Here is a 14,753-nt window from a genome sequence, read left to right on the forward strand (position 1 = left end):
TTTGAAACAAGGACACCGCTCACGTTGAACGCGCCTGTTGCCCCCTTCGATTTCCACCGCTGTCTGGAGGCCTGTGCACAGGGCGACCGGAGAGCCTTGCAGGCGCTCTACGATCATGAGGGGGCACGTATGCTGGGTGTGGCCCGGCGCATCGCCCGCGACCACGCCACGGCAGAAGACGTTGTGCACGATGCCATGGTGCGCATCTGGACCCGTGCAGCCAGCTTCGATCCCGAGCGCGGTTCGGCCCGGGGCTGGATCTACAGCATCACCCGCCACCTGGCGCTGAATTCGATACGCGATACGCGGCGGGAAACCGAGCTGGATGAGTCCGGGATCGATACCGGCGTCGTGTTGCACGGGGGGCAGGACGATGCAGACCTGTGGTCAGGGTCGGCGAAGATCTACCGCTGCCTTGAGCAACTGCAACCCACACCGCAGCGCTGCATCCTGCACGCCTACGTGGACGGCTGCAGCCATGCCGAAATCGCCACCTTGCTGGGTGCGCCGCTGGGGACTGTCAAAGCCTGGATCAAGCGCAGCCTCAAGGCGCTGCGGGAGTGTCTGGAATGAAGCCCGAAGCCGCCGAAACACTGGACGCCCTCGCCGGAGAATATGTGCTGGGAACGCTGTCCCCCGAACAACATGCCGACCTGACCGAGCGCCTGCGCACCGACGCTGCACTGAGAGCCGCCGTGGATGCCTGGGAGGTTCGCCTGCTGGACCTCACCGAACTCGCCACGCCGGTGCCGCCCAGTGCCCGACTGTGGGGCCGTATCCAGCGCAGCCTTGACGAGTTTGCCGCAGCGCCCGCCCAACGTCAGGCGAGCTGGTGGCAGCGCCTGGGCCTGTGGCAGGGATTGAGTGCGGCGGGGCTTGCGGCAAGCCTGATGCTGGCGTTCATCCTGCTCAATGCCCCTGCGCCCACGACCCAATACCTGGTGGTGCTGGTGGCTCCGAACAGCCAGGCGCCCGGCTGGGTGGTACAGGCCAACGACAACCGAACCATCGAGTTGCTTCCGCTGGGGCAGGATTCGGTTCCCGATGGCATGGCGCTGCAATTCTGGACCAAAGGCGAGCGGTGGGGCGCCCCGGTTTCCCTGGGTCTGGTCAAGCCAGGCGCGCCTAACCGCGTTCCATTGCAGAGCCTGCCGCCGCTTGAACCTGATCAGCTATTCGAACTGACCCTGGAGAAAGCCGGAGGGTCGCCAACCGGTCGGCCGACCGGCCCGATTCAGTTCATAGGTCGTGCGGTGAAGGTGATATGAGCCAGTGTCAGGGGGGCGGCTTGAGTAGCCCTGATGTAAGGTCGCGAACTCGGCGAGGATGCCGTTGTTGAGAGGCTGTGCGTTTCTGGCAGAGGCGTTATGTTGGGAGTGGCTGGTTATGGCCGGGAGCGGCCGGTCACCACAGGCTGCTATCGGCCACAAGCGGTCGTTCGATCGACACAATTGAGGCGGTTGTTGAAATCAACGGCAGCGGGTATGCGGGAAAATCACGACGGTCGAATGAGCTATACCAAGGGCCTCAGAAGGAGAGAACTGTTGAAATGCGTGAGATTGAATATCAGGGAAGCTGACTAGGCATAGCCGTGGAGCGTACGGCAAAATGCCTTTAACCATTACACGGAGGTCTGCAATGAGCTTTCACACTGATGTTTGGGTCCAACCGTTGGACGGTGACTTGCTGGTACTGGACAGCGTGCGATCGGAGTTGATCGCATACCTGGACAGTAACGCCCTCAGCCAAGACGTTTACACCGACCTCGTCACCGCATGCACCGAGTCCAATGCGTACTTTTCGTTGGATAGCTGGTCAGTTCGTGCACTTTTCGAAGTGGTTGCACGCTTATTGCCGAAACTTAGTTTCACAGTCAAAGGCGTGGGCGAAGAGACGCGCGACATTTGGGTGCGAGAGTTTATGGACGGTCAAATCTCCTTTGAGGCAGGGCCGTTCAACGAAGACTGAACCAACGGTGGCAGCACGACTGGCCGAAGTGAGGTGTCTGGAGTCACGATGGAGCCGGTCATGCTGCCTCGCGAGTAGCCGTTAAGATCATGAGCAATGTGGCTTTACCCACCGGCCGGCTGCTTCTGGCTGGTAGCTGGCGTACGGACATTTCGCGTGAGTGTGTAGATAATTGCCCCTTCTTAGCCATTCCGAATTCAAATGGAAAACGAAACCTCACTCGATGAATCCAGCTACCGCGCGGCATATCGTGTTGCTCAGCAACACGGTGCCGGGCCGCTGTCGGTTGATGGCTATCACCAGACAGTGGAACCTTGCGGTCGCGTCGCGGGTGGCTGGCTATTCCGCTACATAGTCCATTGCAGTTTGGACATTCCTGTTGATGAGCAGGAGTCGTTCGCTGGCGCTGCGGGCTGTTTCGTTGCTGGCGATGGTGCAGTACGAGATTTATCGGGCCCGATGTTCATGGACACATTGTGCACGCTGGCATAGCTCGCACGTTAAATTCTGGCCGTAACGGTCTGGCGCCAGTGGCCGCTATCGACCCATTGCGGACGCTCAGTAACGCCATCAAGCGGGGAGTCGCATGGTTCACCCTGCGTTCGTCAGCCTTTATTCCAGGTGATGGTTCTCTCAAGCGAGAGAGTTGCGTCTGGCATTGCGTTAGAACTCACCGACAAGCCTGCTGGTTCATCCTCTTTCTGATCGGGCCGAAGCCTGCTTGGCCATTGCCAGCGGCTCCAGGGGAATATGGATCTGGATCAGCGCCACCAGTTGGCTGATCTGATAGACGCAATCGGTCATGACATGCAGGCTGTTGTAATCGCCACTGATGACGGCGCGATCCATTAATCTTTTGGCCTGAGCTGAAAACGCCATCAAAGCATGTGTTCGTTGGGTGATCTGATCGATGCAGGCTGCAAAACTCAATTCGTACCAGCGATCGTCCTGATTCAGCCTCAGCGCGTTGACGATCTGCCGTTGCAGTTGCATCGCGCCGCCCATGTCGCGAATCCGCTCATCAAGAAATGCCGAGCAATGCTCGGTGGCAACCCCGATGCGATGGAACAACTCCCGGACGTCGACAAAGCTCACATTGCGCAGCCTGATTTCCAGGCTGTGGACGTACTGGTGCAACTGGACGGTGGTCGTCAGGTGTTGCTGTAGCAACTCCAGCAGTGCGATACGTTCGCAGGTCTGGGCCGAATCCAGCGTGGCATGTCGGGTGGCCATAAGACCGAGAGAGTCGCTTGGCTGACGAGTGTTCCAACTGTCCATGACGAATGGCCCTCACAATCGATGTAAGCGTTGATCGACATCTGGCGTGGGGAAAACGATAAGCCAGTTTGCCTCGGGCCTCACTCCTACCTGAATACAGCTCAGCTATACCTTGGTGTGAAAGGATCGCTGCCCAGCCTGCACGACGTTCGTCTCTGAATTACAAAGCATCAGCGGAACAGGCTGATGTTCTCGATCAACCAGTCTGATAAATCGCGCGGCGATTCGCCTGTCATCTGTTCAACAGTCAAGGTGATCTCCGACAGCGCCGATTCGTGATACATCAAGTCCATACCGCTCAGGAGATCGGCCATCAGCGCTGATGCGCCTTCTCTGATCAGCATTGCGCGATGCTCGGTGGCAGAGCGCTGATGGTAAGCAACCGGCCGCTGCAGCAGGCGGGTCAGCTCAGCGGCAATGTCTTGCATCGTCCAGGCGCGAGGCCCTGTCAGGTGATAAGCCCGCTGGGAGCGCGTGCTGACCTCTTCGAGCAAGGCGACCCTGGCGGTCTGCGCGACATCCCGGGTGTCGATGAAGTTGACTGCTCCGTTGCCTGCCGATCCGCCCCAGGTTCCATTCGCCACCTGAGCCCCGGCGCGTTTGAGTACGTCAGCGAAGGCCGTGGGCCGTAACACGGTAGATGCCACAGGCTGGATCGCCAGATGGGCCTCGATGCGCATGTGCCAGGCGAATGGGTTGAGCGGTGTCGCCGGCCCCATCGCCGAGAGCTTGACGATATGTGTCACGCCCGCCACGACAGCCGCGTCAATCAGTGCAATTTCATTTTCGACCTGGCGGTCTGAAGTGCCATGTGCCAGGAACAGCGTGTCGACGCCATCAAGTGCCTGGGGCAGTGTGTCCGCCTGGTCGAAGTCAATGCTCGCCACGTCGACTCCGGATGGAAACCGGGTTTTGGCCGGCGTTCGCGTTAGAGCGAGGAGGTCGACAGGGTCGTTGATCAGACTATTGATTAACTGCGCACCGACCCGGCCGGTGGCGCCCGAAATGGCGATGCGAGGCGTGTGTACGGCGGGAAGGTTGGACGGTGAAACAGTCATGGCGGCGATTTCCCAAGAGGAGGTCCGCCACATCGTGCAGTTGGGGATTTGAAAATAAAACGACGAAAAGCGTCGTGATTCCTGCCATGCGCCTGCTCGGATTTCAGTCGCGCACGGCCTCGATGTGAGGCCTGCGAGTGGGCGATATGCCCTGTACATACGCCATACCAAGGTGTGGGTTGCCTATGCGAACCGATAATGGCGCACCGCTCTCGCGCGCAAGATCATACGAACCAGTTCGAGCATTTTTCTTGCGCTGCCGTCTGGCGCCTTGATGACTCGGCACTGGCCATTTATCGGGGAATCCCATGAACACTGACACGTTGGAAAAAGTCGTTCTGATTCATACCCGCGAGTGTTTCTCCCAGACCTGTGGGCACCTGATGCAGGAATCGGTTGCACGTCTGAAAGCCTCCGATGGTTGTGTGTGCTGCCAACTGGATACCGCTGAGCGCCCTGTGGGGCGTTGGGCCATTCACTGCGCCTGGAATTCCATCGATGCGATGCGAGCCAGTTTCGAGTATCTGTTCCAACCTGCCTTCGACACGCTGATGGCCCATGACGCTTTGCTCTCCATACAAGTCTGTGACGCCGGCAGTGCTGGCGCTTCGCACAGCTGAACCTATCAATCTTCCTGACCTTGCGGTGGGCACCGTTGGCGCCCACCCCTGATGACTTTCGTTTACGACCCAAGAGAGGTAACGACTGTGTCTGACACTCCCAACACACCATCGAGCTCACGCAGGCAGGTGCTCAAGGTCGGCGCGACGGCGCTGGCTGCAGGTTCACTTTCAGCTATGGTCATGGGCGCAACCAGCGCCCAGGCCGCCACAGCGGCGACTCCCAAAGAAGGACGCAATGACATGACGAGCTTCACCACCTCAGACGGCACAGAAATTTTCTACAAGGACTGGGGTTCGGGGCAGCCCATCGTGTTTCACCATGGCTGGCCGCTCAGCTCCGATGACTGGGATGCTCAGATGCTGTTCTTCGTCTCCAAAGGCTATCGGGTCATTGCCCACGACCGTCGCGGTCATGGGCGCTCGACCCAGACCTCCACGGGCAACGACATGGACACTTACGCGGCAGACGTCGCTGCGCTGGTCACGCATCTCAAATTGAAGAATGTCGTACACATCGGTCACTCAACCGGTGGCGGCGAGGTGGCGCGCTACGTCGCTCAACATGGCGCGGGTCGGGTGGCCAAGGCGGTGTTGATTGGCGCTGTGCCGCCGATCATGGTCAAGTCGGCGAAGAACCCTGGCGGTCTGCCGATCGACGTCTTTGACGGGTTCCGGTCAGCACTCGCCGCCAACCGTGCGCAGTTCTACAAGGACGTGCCGGTGCCGTTCTATGGTTACAACCGGGAAGGCGCGAAGGTGTCCGAGGGCATCAAGGAAAACTGGTGGCGTCAGGGCATGATGGGCGGCGCCAAAGCCCACTACGACTGCATCAAGGCGTTTTCGGAAACCGACTTCACCGAGGACCTGAAAAAAATCACGGTGCCGGTGCTGGTTCTCCACGGCGATGACGACCAGATCGTGCCGATTGCAGACTCAGCGGAGCTTTCGATCAAGCTTCTGAAAAATGGCACGCTGAAAGTCTACAAGGGCTACCCGCACGGCATGTGCACGACGCATCCGGAAGTCATCAACGAGGACCTTCTGGCCTTTATCAAGGCCTGATGCGCAGGGCCCTTCATTGCCAGACAGTGAAGGGCCCTTTGCCGTGGCCTGAACCGCTGTCGTCACAATGTGGGCAGCGTGAGAGTCACCTTGGCCCCGGTCTGGCCGTCATCCCTGTTCGCCAGTTGGATCAACCCGCCCGCAGCCTCCACGATTGAACGGCATATCGGCAGCCCCATGCCCATTCCCGTGGCCTTGGTAGTGAAGAAGCTGTCGAACAGCCTGCCCTCCAGCCCCGGCGCGATGCCTGGGCCGCTGTCGAGTACCTGAAGCCTGATTTCACCGCTGGACAGGTGTTCGCTGCGTATAGTCAGCTCCCTTGAAGGGGAATCGGCAGACGCCATTGCCTGTGCGGCATTCATCAGCAGGTTGACGATCACTTGTTGCAGCAGCACCCGGTCGGCGCGCACCGCCGGCAATGAGACCGCCAGGTCAGTGGTCAGGCGCACGGCATGCTTGCGCAGTTCATGGTCGGTGAATTGCAGTGAGTCCTGAATGACGTCGTTGATCGCCACGTCCGACTCTTCCGCAGGTCGACGCAGAGCCATGCCGCGAATGCGCGTGATGACGTCGTCGGTGCGCTGGGCCTCATCGACGATCTGCATCAAGGCAATCTCCACTTCTTTCAAGTCAGGCTCGGGCCGCCGCAGCCAGCGCAGTGCAGCCTGGGCATACGTCGAAATAGAGGTAAGGGGTTGATTGATCTCATGGGTGATTGACGCACTCAACTCGCCCAGGATCGAAATGCGTGCCACGTGGGCCAGTTCGGTCTGCATGATCTCCAGCGCATGGCGCGCTGCAGCCAGTTCAGACAGATCGATGATGCCGATCAGGATTACCCCGCGCGCGATGTTCTCCCTGGAAAAACAGGCCGTGAACAGGCACTCGAATTCTTTGCCTTCAAGGGTTCTCAGGCGCGTGACTTCGATGTTGTTGGGGTACCCCGCGAGGGATTTGACAACGCAACGGGCGTACACCTGGATACTCTCGTCGGGCCAGTAACGGTCGATGTTTCCGAGCATCTCGCTACGATCACCGCGACCGAACAGGCGGATGCTGTGATCGTTCAGGTCCACCACCTGAGTGCTGCGCATGAAGTCGCGCACCACCTCGGGGTGAGCCAGAAAATGCGCCTCCAGGTTGCGCACCCCGGCGTCGAGCAGGGTGCGGATTCTGGGGCCGACAGCGGTGAAGTCCAGCTCCCAGAACGACGCCGCCATGGCTTGAAACAGGTTGCGATAGCGGTACTCGCTGGCCTTCAGATGCTGTTCGGTTTCTTTGGCCAGCGAGATGTCATAGCCGGTTTCCAGGATGCCGACGGGATGACCGGCAGCATCTCGACGCAGCGACCATCGGGCATTCACTAATCGACGTGTCCCCGAGCCCGTAAGCCGGGAGAGCTCGCCTTCCCAATAGCCATCCGCCAACAGTCGGTCGTCTGCCGTGTCGTGTCCTTCGCGCTCGTGCCTACATTTGAGCAGCGTACGAGCGTGCGCCCCCAGCGCCGTATGTGAGGGCCAGCCGTAAAGCGCAGCCGATGCGGAGTTCCAGAAACAGATGGTTCCCTCCATGTCACGCACAAACACCGCGTCGTGAAAGCGCTCAAATACCTCGGCTTCGGCGAGGGTGATGGGTTGAGTCATTCGGCCGTCCTCACTGCGTATTCAGTCAGGCTTGGGGAAGTTGACGAGGATGTCATGGGTGCGCTTGGTCAGGTCCGCCGCTGGAATGATGCTGCGCTCCCATGACCAGAACGGCACGCAATCGAACGTCTGCCCGCATCATCCGGTCGTAGGCCTCGCTCGCCTGTTCCAGGGGAAACGTCTCTACCAGTGGATGGACACCCTGAAGGTTGGCGAAAGCCAGGGTCTGCTCGTTGTCAATCACCGTGCCGGTGAGGGCGCCGCTGACCGAGCGCGCGCCGAAGATCAGGTCAGTTGCGTTCACCGAAAGGGGTTCGTTGGGAACGGCGACCACGACCAATTGCCCCCGAGCCGACAGGCCTGGAATTGTCTCTGCCATGCCTTGTGCGGTTGGAGCAGTCCCGAGCACTACTTTCGCTCCGCCCAGCGAGCGTAAGACCTCGGCAACGTTTTCTTCGGTGGCGTCGATGTAGCGATGAGCCCCCAGCGACAGCGCCATTTCGGCCTTGCTGGCGCCTCGGGCGATGACCACGGTATGGAAACCCATCTTGCGGGCGAACTGCACACCCAGATGGCCCAGCCCGCCCAGACCATGGATCGCCACTACGTCACCCGCTTGCGCACCGGAGTTGCGCAAGGCGTTGAACGTGGTCAGGCCTGCGCAGAGCAGGGGCGCGGCAAGGGTGGCATCCAGCTCTTCGGGGACACGAACCAGTCCGCGCGCCTCGGCGATCATGATCTCGGCATAGCCACCGTCAACGGTCATGCCACTGATCACCGGGTTCTGGCAGGTCACTGGATCACCCTGGCGGCACGACGGACAAGTGCCGTCTTCGCCCGCCAGAAAGCCCACACCCACTCGCTGGCCAACGGTCCAGCCCTGTACGCCGGCGCCGATGGCGTCGATGCGTCCAACGACTTCATGCCCCGGCACACGAGGAAACAGTACGCCTGCGAAGCCTTCCACGGTGGCGCTGTCAGAGTGGCAGACGCCGCAGGCTTCCACTTGGATTCGTACCTGGCCGGGGCCAGGCTCCGTAATCGGGCGCTCCACCAGTTCCAGTTTGCCGGGGGCGGTCGCCACGACGGCGCGATACGTTGCAGGCTTTGTCATAAATCACCTTAGTCGTGAAAAGTGTTGAACAGGCACACGGCCGCCGTCCCGCTCGCTCTGAGCACGACGTTTATGGCGCGGTTCTGGCGAAGAAGAGCGGTCCGTTGCTATCGATGAATCAGGGTGGGCCCGCGTTGCGGTGATTCGAACGCAGGCCCGGGCGATCAGAGGTCAGTCGTGGGCAGCCTCGACGAACGCGGCAATGTGCTTGGCCGCCGTGCGCGGGTATTGGAGCTGCGGACCGTGGCCGGAACCGGGGAAAGTGACGATGTGCAGCGTCGGCAACTGATCGCTCAAGGCGTACCAGTTCTCGACGGGGAAGGCGATGTCGTGATCGGCGCCCAGGTGCAGCACGGGCACCTCGGTATTTTTCAACACGTGCAACACTGCTTCAACCGGGAACACGGGGTTCTTGGGACCTTCGCCCAGTTGCGCGCCGGCCCACTCGTAAGGGACTTCCGGGCTCGGGTCTTCGCGCCTGGACGCCAGCCGGTTCCATGAACGCTCAGCGGCGGCCCGGCTGGAGGGCGAGGCGGGTTCGAAGAACAGGCTCACGAAATCTTCGAAGTTGTTATCTCGCTTGGCCAGTTCGTAGAACAGCTGTTCCCCAGGCTTGGCCAGAAGCCCTGGAGGGGTGGTTGCGATCAGCACCAGATGGCTGACCAACTGGGGCGCCTGGGCGAGGACGATCTGTGCGGCCACGCCGCCGATCGACCAGCCTCCCAGGACCACCTTGCCCAACTTCAGGGCCGTGATCAGCTCGATGGTGTCCTTGGCCAGCGAGGTAGGGTTATAGGTCCGCTCGCCGGTCGATCGCCCGAGGCCGCTGTAGTCGAAGACCGTGACTTGAAAACCCTGCTGCGCCAGCCCGTCCAGAAACGCCGGGTCCCAGGACTCCATCGTTCCTCGAAACCGCACGCAGAGTACCAAGGGGGTGCCGTGTCCAAAAGTGCGATAGGCCAGGGTTCTGCCGCCCACTTCAAGGTAGTGGGTCGCTGCATGAAAACTTACGGAGTGTTCAGTCATTGCGGTGTGCTCGTTGTGATGGAACGTTAAACGACCGATGTGATCAACACTTCAATCAATAAACTATGGGTGTGATCATTGGACTGCCATTACAGCGATCACGGGCGCAGGATGAATAGGACTCTCGTGCGTTTTCACCTAATGCGTATAAAGTGCGGATGCCTGTATTTTTAGTTGGCCAGCAGTTAGTCGCTACACCGGGTTAAACACGAGTAGGTTAAATTGATCTTACAAGCTGGCCTGTTCGCTTAGTTGCGCGTAGGATGCAACAGTAATCATCGCCCGATGACCTGTTTAATCCTCTTTTCGTGTCACCTGTGTCCGTTTTTGTGTCGTTGGCTCATCGTGCATCGCGTTGACGGGAATTGAAACGACATTTAGGGTCATGTTTTCGGACATGACGCCGGACGGAGTGAAAATGCACAGAATCGGTTACTTCCTCACGGAAGGGTTTCAGGTCATGGCGCTGGGGACCCAGTCAGTGTTCGAATTTGCCAATGTGGTGGCCAAGGAACAGGTTTATCAGGTCACCAACTATTCGTTGACCGGCGGGGTGATCACCTCCTCGATCGGGGCGTCGGTCAACACCCTCAAGGCCAGCAGCGAGTCTCAGGCCGACACCTGGATGGTGTCCGGAATAGTGGATCCGCTGGCCCGCGACAGTACTGTTCAAGAGCTGGACTTCGTCAAGACCGCCGCCAGCCGCGCCCAGCGAGTCGGCGGGATGTGCACCGGCGCTTTCGTGCTGGCCGAGGCGGGGTTGCTCGAAGGTAAGCGCGTCACGACCCATTGGGCTTATGCCGGGGTGCTCCAGCAGCGCTTCCCGAACACTCTGGTCGAGCCGGACAGCATCTTCATCAATGACGGCTCCATCTGGACCTCCGCCGGCCTTTCGGCGGCGATGGACCTGGTGCTGGGAATGGTCGAAAAGGACCTGGGGCATGAGATTGCCAACCGCGTTGCGCGGGTTCTAGTCATGTATCACCGCCGCTCCGGGGGGCAGTCCCAGCATTCGGAAATGCTCAACATCGCGCCCCGTTCAGACCGGGTTCAGGCCGCGCTCGACCACGCCCGGGCCAACCTGACGGGCGATTTGAGCGCCGACGCCCTGGCGAAGATTGTCCACCTCAGCGAGCGGCAATTCAGGCGGGTATTTCTCGCGGAAACCGGCTTGTCACCGGCCAAGGCGGTGGAGCAACTACGCCTTGAAACTGCCCGGAACATGATTCAGCGCGGGCACCATTCACTGGAAATCATCGCCAGGGAGACGGGATTTCGTGACCGGCGCCACCTGCGCGAGGTATTTATCCGCAAGTTGGGAGTGTCCCCGCAATCGCTCAGGCGTGATGCCAGGGACGGACAAGATTGCGCTTCAGCCGCAAGCACTACCTAACCTTAGGTATGAATTGACCCGTTCACCCTGCGGGTACAAAGTTCACACCGACGTGTTGCCCGTAAGCCTAAGTAGCGTAGATGTTGATTATTGACGTCTGCGCTAATGTTTCGTCGTTGCAGGGTGCGCGTGAACTGTGACATCAACAGTGTCGCTAGATGGGGCGCAAGTCGCGAATTCGGCATACAGAAACGGGTGTTGGAAACAATCAACCCAGTCAACTTGAACCCTGTCGCCAGGGAGGCTGAATGTATCACTTAACTTCACCCAGCACCGCGCAAGTGAATGCGCCAGTTGTCTTGATTGTCGATGACGACTCGGTATTGAGCGGCTCGGTCGCCAGCCTGTTGAAGTCGGTCGGTTACGACACAAGGGCCTTTTCCGGCCCCGAGGACATGCTCGCCCATCCACTGGCGCGAAAGGCAGGGTGCCTCATTCTGGACGTCAGGCTGCAGGGCAGCAGCGGTTTCGATTTGCAGCAGCGGTTGGCGGAATCGGAGAACCGGGTGCCGATCATTTTCATGACCGGTCATGGCGACATCCCCATGTCTGTGCGAGCCATGAAGGCCGGTGCCGCCGATTTTCTTACCAAGCCATTCCGCTCTCAGGATCTGATCGACGCCGTGGCCGTTGCGGTGGCCAGCCACTCTGAGTTTGTCGAGAAACAGATTGAGATGGACGCCCTGCGCCAGCGCTTCGAATGCCTGACTCCCCGGGAGAAACAAGTCTTGGCGGGCGTGGTTAAGGGCCGGCTCAACAAGCAGATCGCAGGTGATCTGGCGGTCAGCGAGATCACGGTAAAACTGCACAGGGCCAACATGATGCGCAAACTAGGCGCCCGCAGCATCGCGGACGTGGTTCGGGCTGGCCATCAACTGGAGCTGTCGCAGTCCGGTTCGAAAAACTGACATCGCTCCATCAGGCGTACTCCATGCGCCCCCGCGAGGGGCGACTCTATCTGCTGTCCGCCTGACTGACGTCGCAGACACGTCCCAAGGCTCGGTATCGCGACTTTTCAGGTGACTTCATGGCCCAGGACCAACGTTTGCCAACGATTCCCAGTGTGCCCGGCGTCAGCGTAATGCAGGGCAGTGTGACGTTCTCCGGGCACTGGGACGGCACCTCGCTCACCCAAGGGGTTACACAGAACGGCGCGAAGCGCACGCTCGAGAACCTGGCGCCCTGGCGGGTGAAAAAAGCCAAGGAGCTAATGGTCGATCTCATGGCTCAAGGGTGCTCGATTGAAAAGGTTGCCAATGCCTGTGCCATCTCGCGCAGTCATTTCTCCCGCGCTTTCAAGAACGCCACGGGGCTGGCGCCCCACGACTGGTTTCGACGAGAACAGATTCGCAAGGCCCAGGCATTGCTGCGCACGCGAGAGCTGTCGATCTGTGTCGTGGCCCAGGAATGTGGGTTCTCGGACCAGTCTTATTTCACCCGGGTCTTCAGGCAGTTCAATGGAATCAGCCCCAGGCGCTGGCGGTTGCAGCATTGCGCGCAGGCGGCAGGCGTCTTCAGCGATGCATCCAACGAATGAGCGTCCGCCTCGCGGTGGCGGTCAACAGGCGGGCGTACGTGGCATCTGCATGCTCGTGTTCGTGGGCCCAGGATAATAAAAAGTGAATAACGTTACCCGTATTTCGATTGTCGATGATGACACATCGTGTCGACTGGCCCTGAGCAGCCTGGTGCGCTCACTGGGTTATGTGCCTTGCCTGTTTTCATGTGCCGAAGCGTTTCTGGCCTCAAGCGAAATCGATAGCACCGATTGCCTCATTTCCGATGTGCACATGCCTGGCATCGACGGTCTGGAGCTGCAGCGCACGCTGATCAGCAGTGGCCGATCCATCCCGATCATCTTCATCACCGCATACCCGAAAGAGTCGCTGCGCAAGAGGGCGCTGGCGGCTGGGGCCGTATGCTTCCTGAACAAACCCTACAACGCCCAGACCATCATCGATTGCATCCAGCGCATCGTGCCTCGCGACTGAGCCGCGGGCTGCCCGAAATTGGTCGTGCATGACTAACTGACTATACGTTGGTTTAGTGCATCTGTTACTTGGGTTAATTGTCGGCTGTGGGCGTGCGCGGTTAGCCTGTTCACCAGCGTTCAAATAGCCCGGCGTGTGTTTTGTTTGGGGCTACATGTTTTCCGGGTGGGATTTAGATGGGCTTGAGAGCATCGGACAAAAAACTGAGCCGATCACACATAACGGCCCGCTTTCTTCGCCGTACCATTTGACTGACTCAATTATCGGATGCAGGAAATCATGAAACATCAACCATCAGTTGTGAATGGGTTGCTTTTACGCGTCAGTCGCCTGGATAAAATCGGTATCCACCTGATTCGCATAGGCGTCGCTATTATATTTCTATGGATTGGCGCATTGAAGTTCGTGCCCTATGAGGCCGATAGTATTACCCCGTTCGTGGCAAACAATCCGGTGATGTCCCTGTTCTATGCGCACCCGGACCAGTACAAGGAACACCTCACCCATGAAGGTCAGCTAGATCCGGCCAAGCGTGAATGGCAGGCCGCCAATCACACCTATGCGTTTTCCAACGGATTGGGGACGGTTGAAATCCTCATTGGTGTGCTGGTGCTGTCCTACCTTTTTTCCCGCAGGCTTGGCATGGTCGGGTCGGTACTGGCATTCCTGACCCCGTTGGTCACGTTATCTTTTCTCATAACGACGCCTGAGGCGTGGGTGCAAAGCATGGGGGATGCCGAGTTCGGGTTTCCTTACTTGTCGGGCGGCGGAAGACTGGTGCTTAAAGATGTGCTGATGCTCGCTGGGGCCGTGGTCATGATTGCTGACTCTGCACGCCAGTTACTTGAGCAAAGAGCGACACGTGCTATGACTACTGCGTAGTAAGTCTGACAGTTACGCCATCTGTAGAGCGGGCTGCGATACAGGTGAACTGCAGGTGTGCACAACTCAAACCGAAGCCGCCTTGAGTTCGATGTGCCCATCTGCGACTTCAAAACAAGTTTATGGGCATCAACTTTCATACCGAGGAGATTCAACCATGGCACGTTTCACTGCAATTGCGACCGATCAGGCCAGCGGCGCTACCGCTCAAGTGTACGCCGGTATCAAACAGGCTCTGGGGAAAGTTCCCAATGCTTACGCTGCTTTGGGAACGTTAGCCCCACAAGCGCTGACGGCGATGCTCTCGGCAGACAAGGTTCTGGCAAGTGGTCCGCTGAGCAAAGCGGATCAGGAAACCGTGAAACTGACCATCAGCGAGTTGGCAGGTTGCGATTACTGTGTCGCCGCCCACAGCATGGTAGGCAAGATGGCAGGCCTAAGCCCGGAGACCCTGCGTCAGATTCGCCAGGGCAACGCCACTGGCGATGCCAAGCGTGATGTTCTGGTCAGCTTCGTACGCAGCCTCGCGCTCAAGCCTGGCACGTTGCCGGAAGAGGATGTCCAGGCACTGCAGGCCGCAGGCTACAGCGGCGAAGAAATCGTTCACATCGGGTTGGCGATCTCGGTGATTACCTTCACCAACGTGTTCAACCGCATCAACGACACGGTGGTCGATTTCCCCGTGCCTCAGTGACCTGTGACCCGGTGCTGTCAT

17 protein-coding genes are annotated in these 14,753 nt (G+C 59.2%); 12 read left to right on the plus strand and 5 right to left on the minus strand.

The annotated features are described in order from the left end of the window. Nucleotides 1-24 precede the first annotated feature (24 nt). From ACIPO9_RS09650 to ACIPO9_RS09665, 4 genes are all read left to right on the plus strand, one after another. Complete coding sequence (locus tag ACIPO9_RS09650; protein WP_400780424.1) at nt 25-573, plus strand: sigma-70 family RNA polymerase sigma factor; 549 nt, start codon at nt 25-27, stop codon at nt 571-573. Further along, complete coding sequence (locus ACIPO9_RS09655; protein ID WP_400780427.1) at nt 570-1,268, plus strand: anti-sigma factor domain-containing protein; 699 nt, start codon at nt 570-572, stop codon at nt 1,266-1,268. Before ACIPO9_RS09650 ends, ACIPO9_RS09655 begins: the two co-directional genes overlap by 4 nt. A gap of 370 nt (nt 1,269-1,638) precedes the next feature. Beyond that, nucleotides 1,639-1,968: a hypothetical protein gene (locus tag ACIPO9_RS09660; protein WP_274130437.1), complete on the plus strand. Its 330-nt coding sequence runs from the start codon at nt 1,639-1,641 to the stop codon at nt 1,966-1,968. A 201-nt stretch (nt 1,969-2,169) separates the two neighbouring features. Continuing rightward, on the plus strand, nt 2,170-2,460 hold the full coding sequence (locus tag ACIPO9_RS09665; RefSeq protein WP_400780429.1) for a hypothetical protein: 291 nt from the start codon (nt 2,170-2,172) through the stop codon (nt 2,458-2,460). 198 nt (nt 2,461-2,658) lie between these two features. Here ACIPO9_RS09665 and ACIPO9_RS09670 read toward each other — a convergent pair whose 3' ends face one another. Together ACIPO9_RS09670 and ACIPO9_RS09675 are read right to left on the minus strand one after the other, a co-directional pair. After that, on the minus strand, nt 2,659-3,246 hold the full coding sequence (locus tag ACIPO9_RS09670; protein ID WP_274130435.1) for a hypothetical protein: 588 nt from the start codon (nt 3,244-3,246) through the stop codon (nt 2,659-2,661). A 170-nt stretch (nt 3,247-3,416) separates the two neighbouring features. Beyond that, nucleotides 3,417-4,304 carry an NAD(P)H-binding protein gene (locus tag ACIPO9_RS09675; protein WP_400780432.1) on the minus strand — a complete coding sequence of 296 codons (888 nt, stop codon included), beginning with the start codon at nt 4,302-4,304 and terminating at the stop codon, nt 3,417-3,419. A gap of 308 nt (nt 4,305-4,612) precedes the next feature. On the opposite strand from ACIPO9_RS09675, the gene ACIPO9_RS09680 reads away from it, so the two are divergent. Next, nucleotides 4,613-4,924: a hypothetical protein gene (locus ACIPO9_RS09680; RefSeq protein ID WP_400780435.1), complete on the plus strand. Its 312-nt coding sequence runs from the start codon at nt 4,613-4,615 to the stop codon at nt 4,922-4,924. Between the two features lie 243 nt (nt 4,925-5,167). Further along, the gene (locus tag ACIPO9_RS09685) at nt 5,168-5,989 is read left to right on the plus strand and encodes an alpha/beta fold hydrolase (protein ID WP_400780546.1); all 822 of its coding nucleotides are present in this window, start codon (nt 5,168-5,170) and stop codon (nt 5,987-5,989) included. A gap of 62 nt (nt 5,990-6,051) precedes the next feature. Here the strand turns inward: ACIPO9_RS09685 and ACIPO9_RS09690 are convergent, their stop codons facing one another. From ACIPO9_RS09690 to ACIPO9_RS09700, 3 genes are all read right to left on the minus strand, one after another. Continuing rightward, nucleotides 6,052-7,632 carry an ATP-binding protein gene (locus ACIPO9_RS09690; RefSeq protein ID WP_400780437.1) on the minus strand — a complete coding sequence of 527 codons (1,581 nt, stop codon included), beginning with the start codon at nt 7,630-7,632 and terminating at the stop codon, nt 6,052-6,054. A gap of 52 nt (nt 7,633-7,684) precedes the next feature. Next, a complete protein-coding gene (locus ACIPO9_RS09695; protein WP_400780440.1) occupies nt 7,685-8,746 on the minus strand; it encodes an alcohol dehydrogenase catalytic domain-containing protein in 1,062 nt (353 codons plus the stop codon). A 171-nt stretch (nt 8,747-8,917) separates the two neighbouring features. Further along, on the minus strand, nt 8,918-9,772 hold the full coding sequence (locus ACIPO9_RS09700) for an alpha/beta fold hydrolase (RefSeq protein WP_400780442.1): 855 nt from the start codon (nt 9,770-9,772) through the stop codon (nt 8,918-8,920). A gap of 418 nt (nt 9,773-10,190) precedes the next feature. Between ACIPO9_RS09700 and ACIPO9_RS09705 the strand changes: the two genes are divergently transcribed. The 6 genes from ACIPO9_RS09705 to ACIPO9_RS09730 all read left to right on the plus strand — a co-directional run bounded on the left by ACIPO9_RS09705 (nt 10,191) and on the right by ACIPO9_RS09730 (nt 14,732). After that, entirely contained in the window at nt 10,191-11,165 is a 975-nt protein-coding gene (locus tag ACIPO9_RS09705) for a GlxA family transcriptional regulator (protein ID WP_274130429.1), read from the plus strand. A 248-nt stretch (nt 11,166-11,413) separates the two neighbouring features. Further along, entirely contained in the window at nt 11,414-12,073 is a 660-nt protein-coding gene (locus ACIPO9_RS09710) for a response regulator transcription factor (protein ID WP_274130428.1), read from the plus strand. Between the two features lie 119 nt (nt 12,074-12,192). Next, nucleotides 12,193-12,702 carry an AraC family transcriptional regulator gene (locus tag ACIPO9_RS09715; protein WP_274130427.1) on the plus strand — a complete coding sequence of 170 codons (510 nt, stop codon included), beginning with the start codon at nt 12,193-12,195 and terminating at the stop codon, nt 12,700-12,702. 82 nt (nt 12,703-12,784) lie between these two features. Beyond that, entirely contained in the window at nt 12,785-13,156 is a 372-nt protein-coding gene (locus ACIPO9_RS09720; protein WP_274130426.1) for a response regulator transcription factor, read from the plus strand. A 279-nt stretch (nt 13,157-13,435) separates the two neighbouring features. Beyond that, nucleotides 13,436-14,038 carry a reactive chlorine resistance membrane protein RclC gene (gene rclC / locus ACIPO9_RS09725; RefSeq protein WP_400780445.1) on the plus strand — a complete coding sequence of 201 codons (603 nt, stop codon included), beginning with the start codon at nt 13,436-13,438 and terminating at the stop codon, nt 14,036-14,038. 157 nt (nt 14,039-14,195) lie between these two features. After that, nucleotides 14,196-14,732, plus strand: a complete 537-nt coding sequence (locus ACIPO9_RS09730) for a carboxymuconolactone decarboxylase family protein (RefSeq protein ID WP_400780447.1) — start codon at nt 14,196-14,198, stop codon at nt 14,730-14,732. The last annotated feature ends 21 nt before the right edge of the window (nt 14,733-14,753 follow it).

It is taken from the genome of Pseudomonas sp. NPDC090203 (genome assembly GCF_044746765.1).
Lineage (GTDB): Bacteria > Pseudomonadota > Gammaproteobacteria > Pseudomonadales > Pseudomonadaceae > Aquipseudomonas > Aquipseudomonas putida_AD.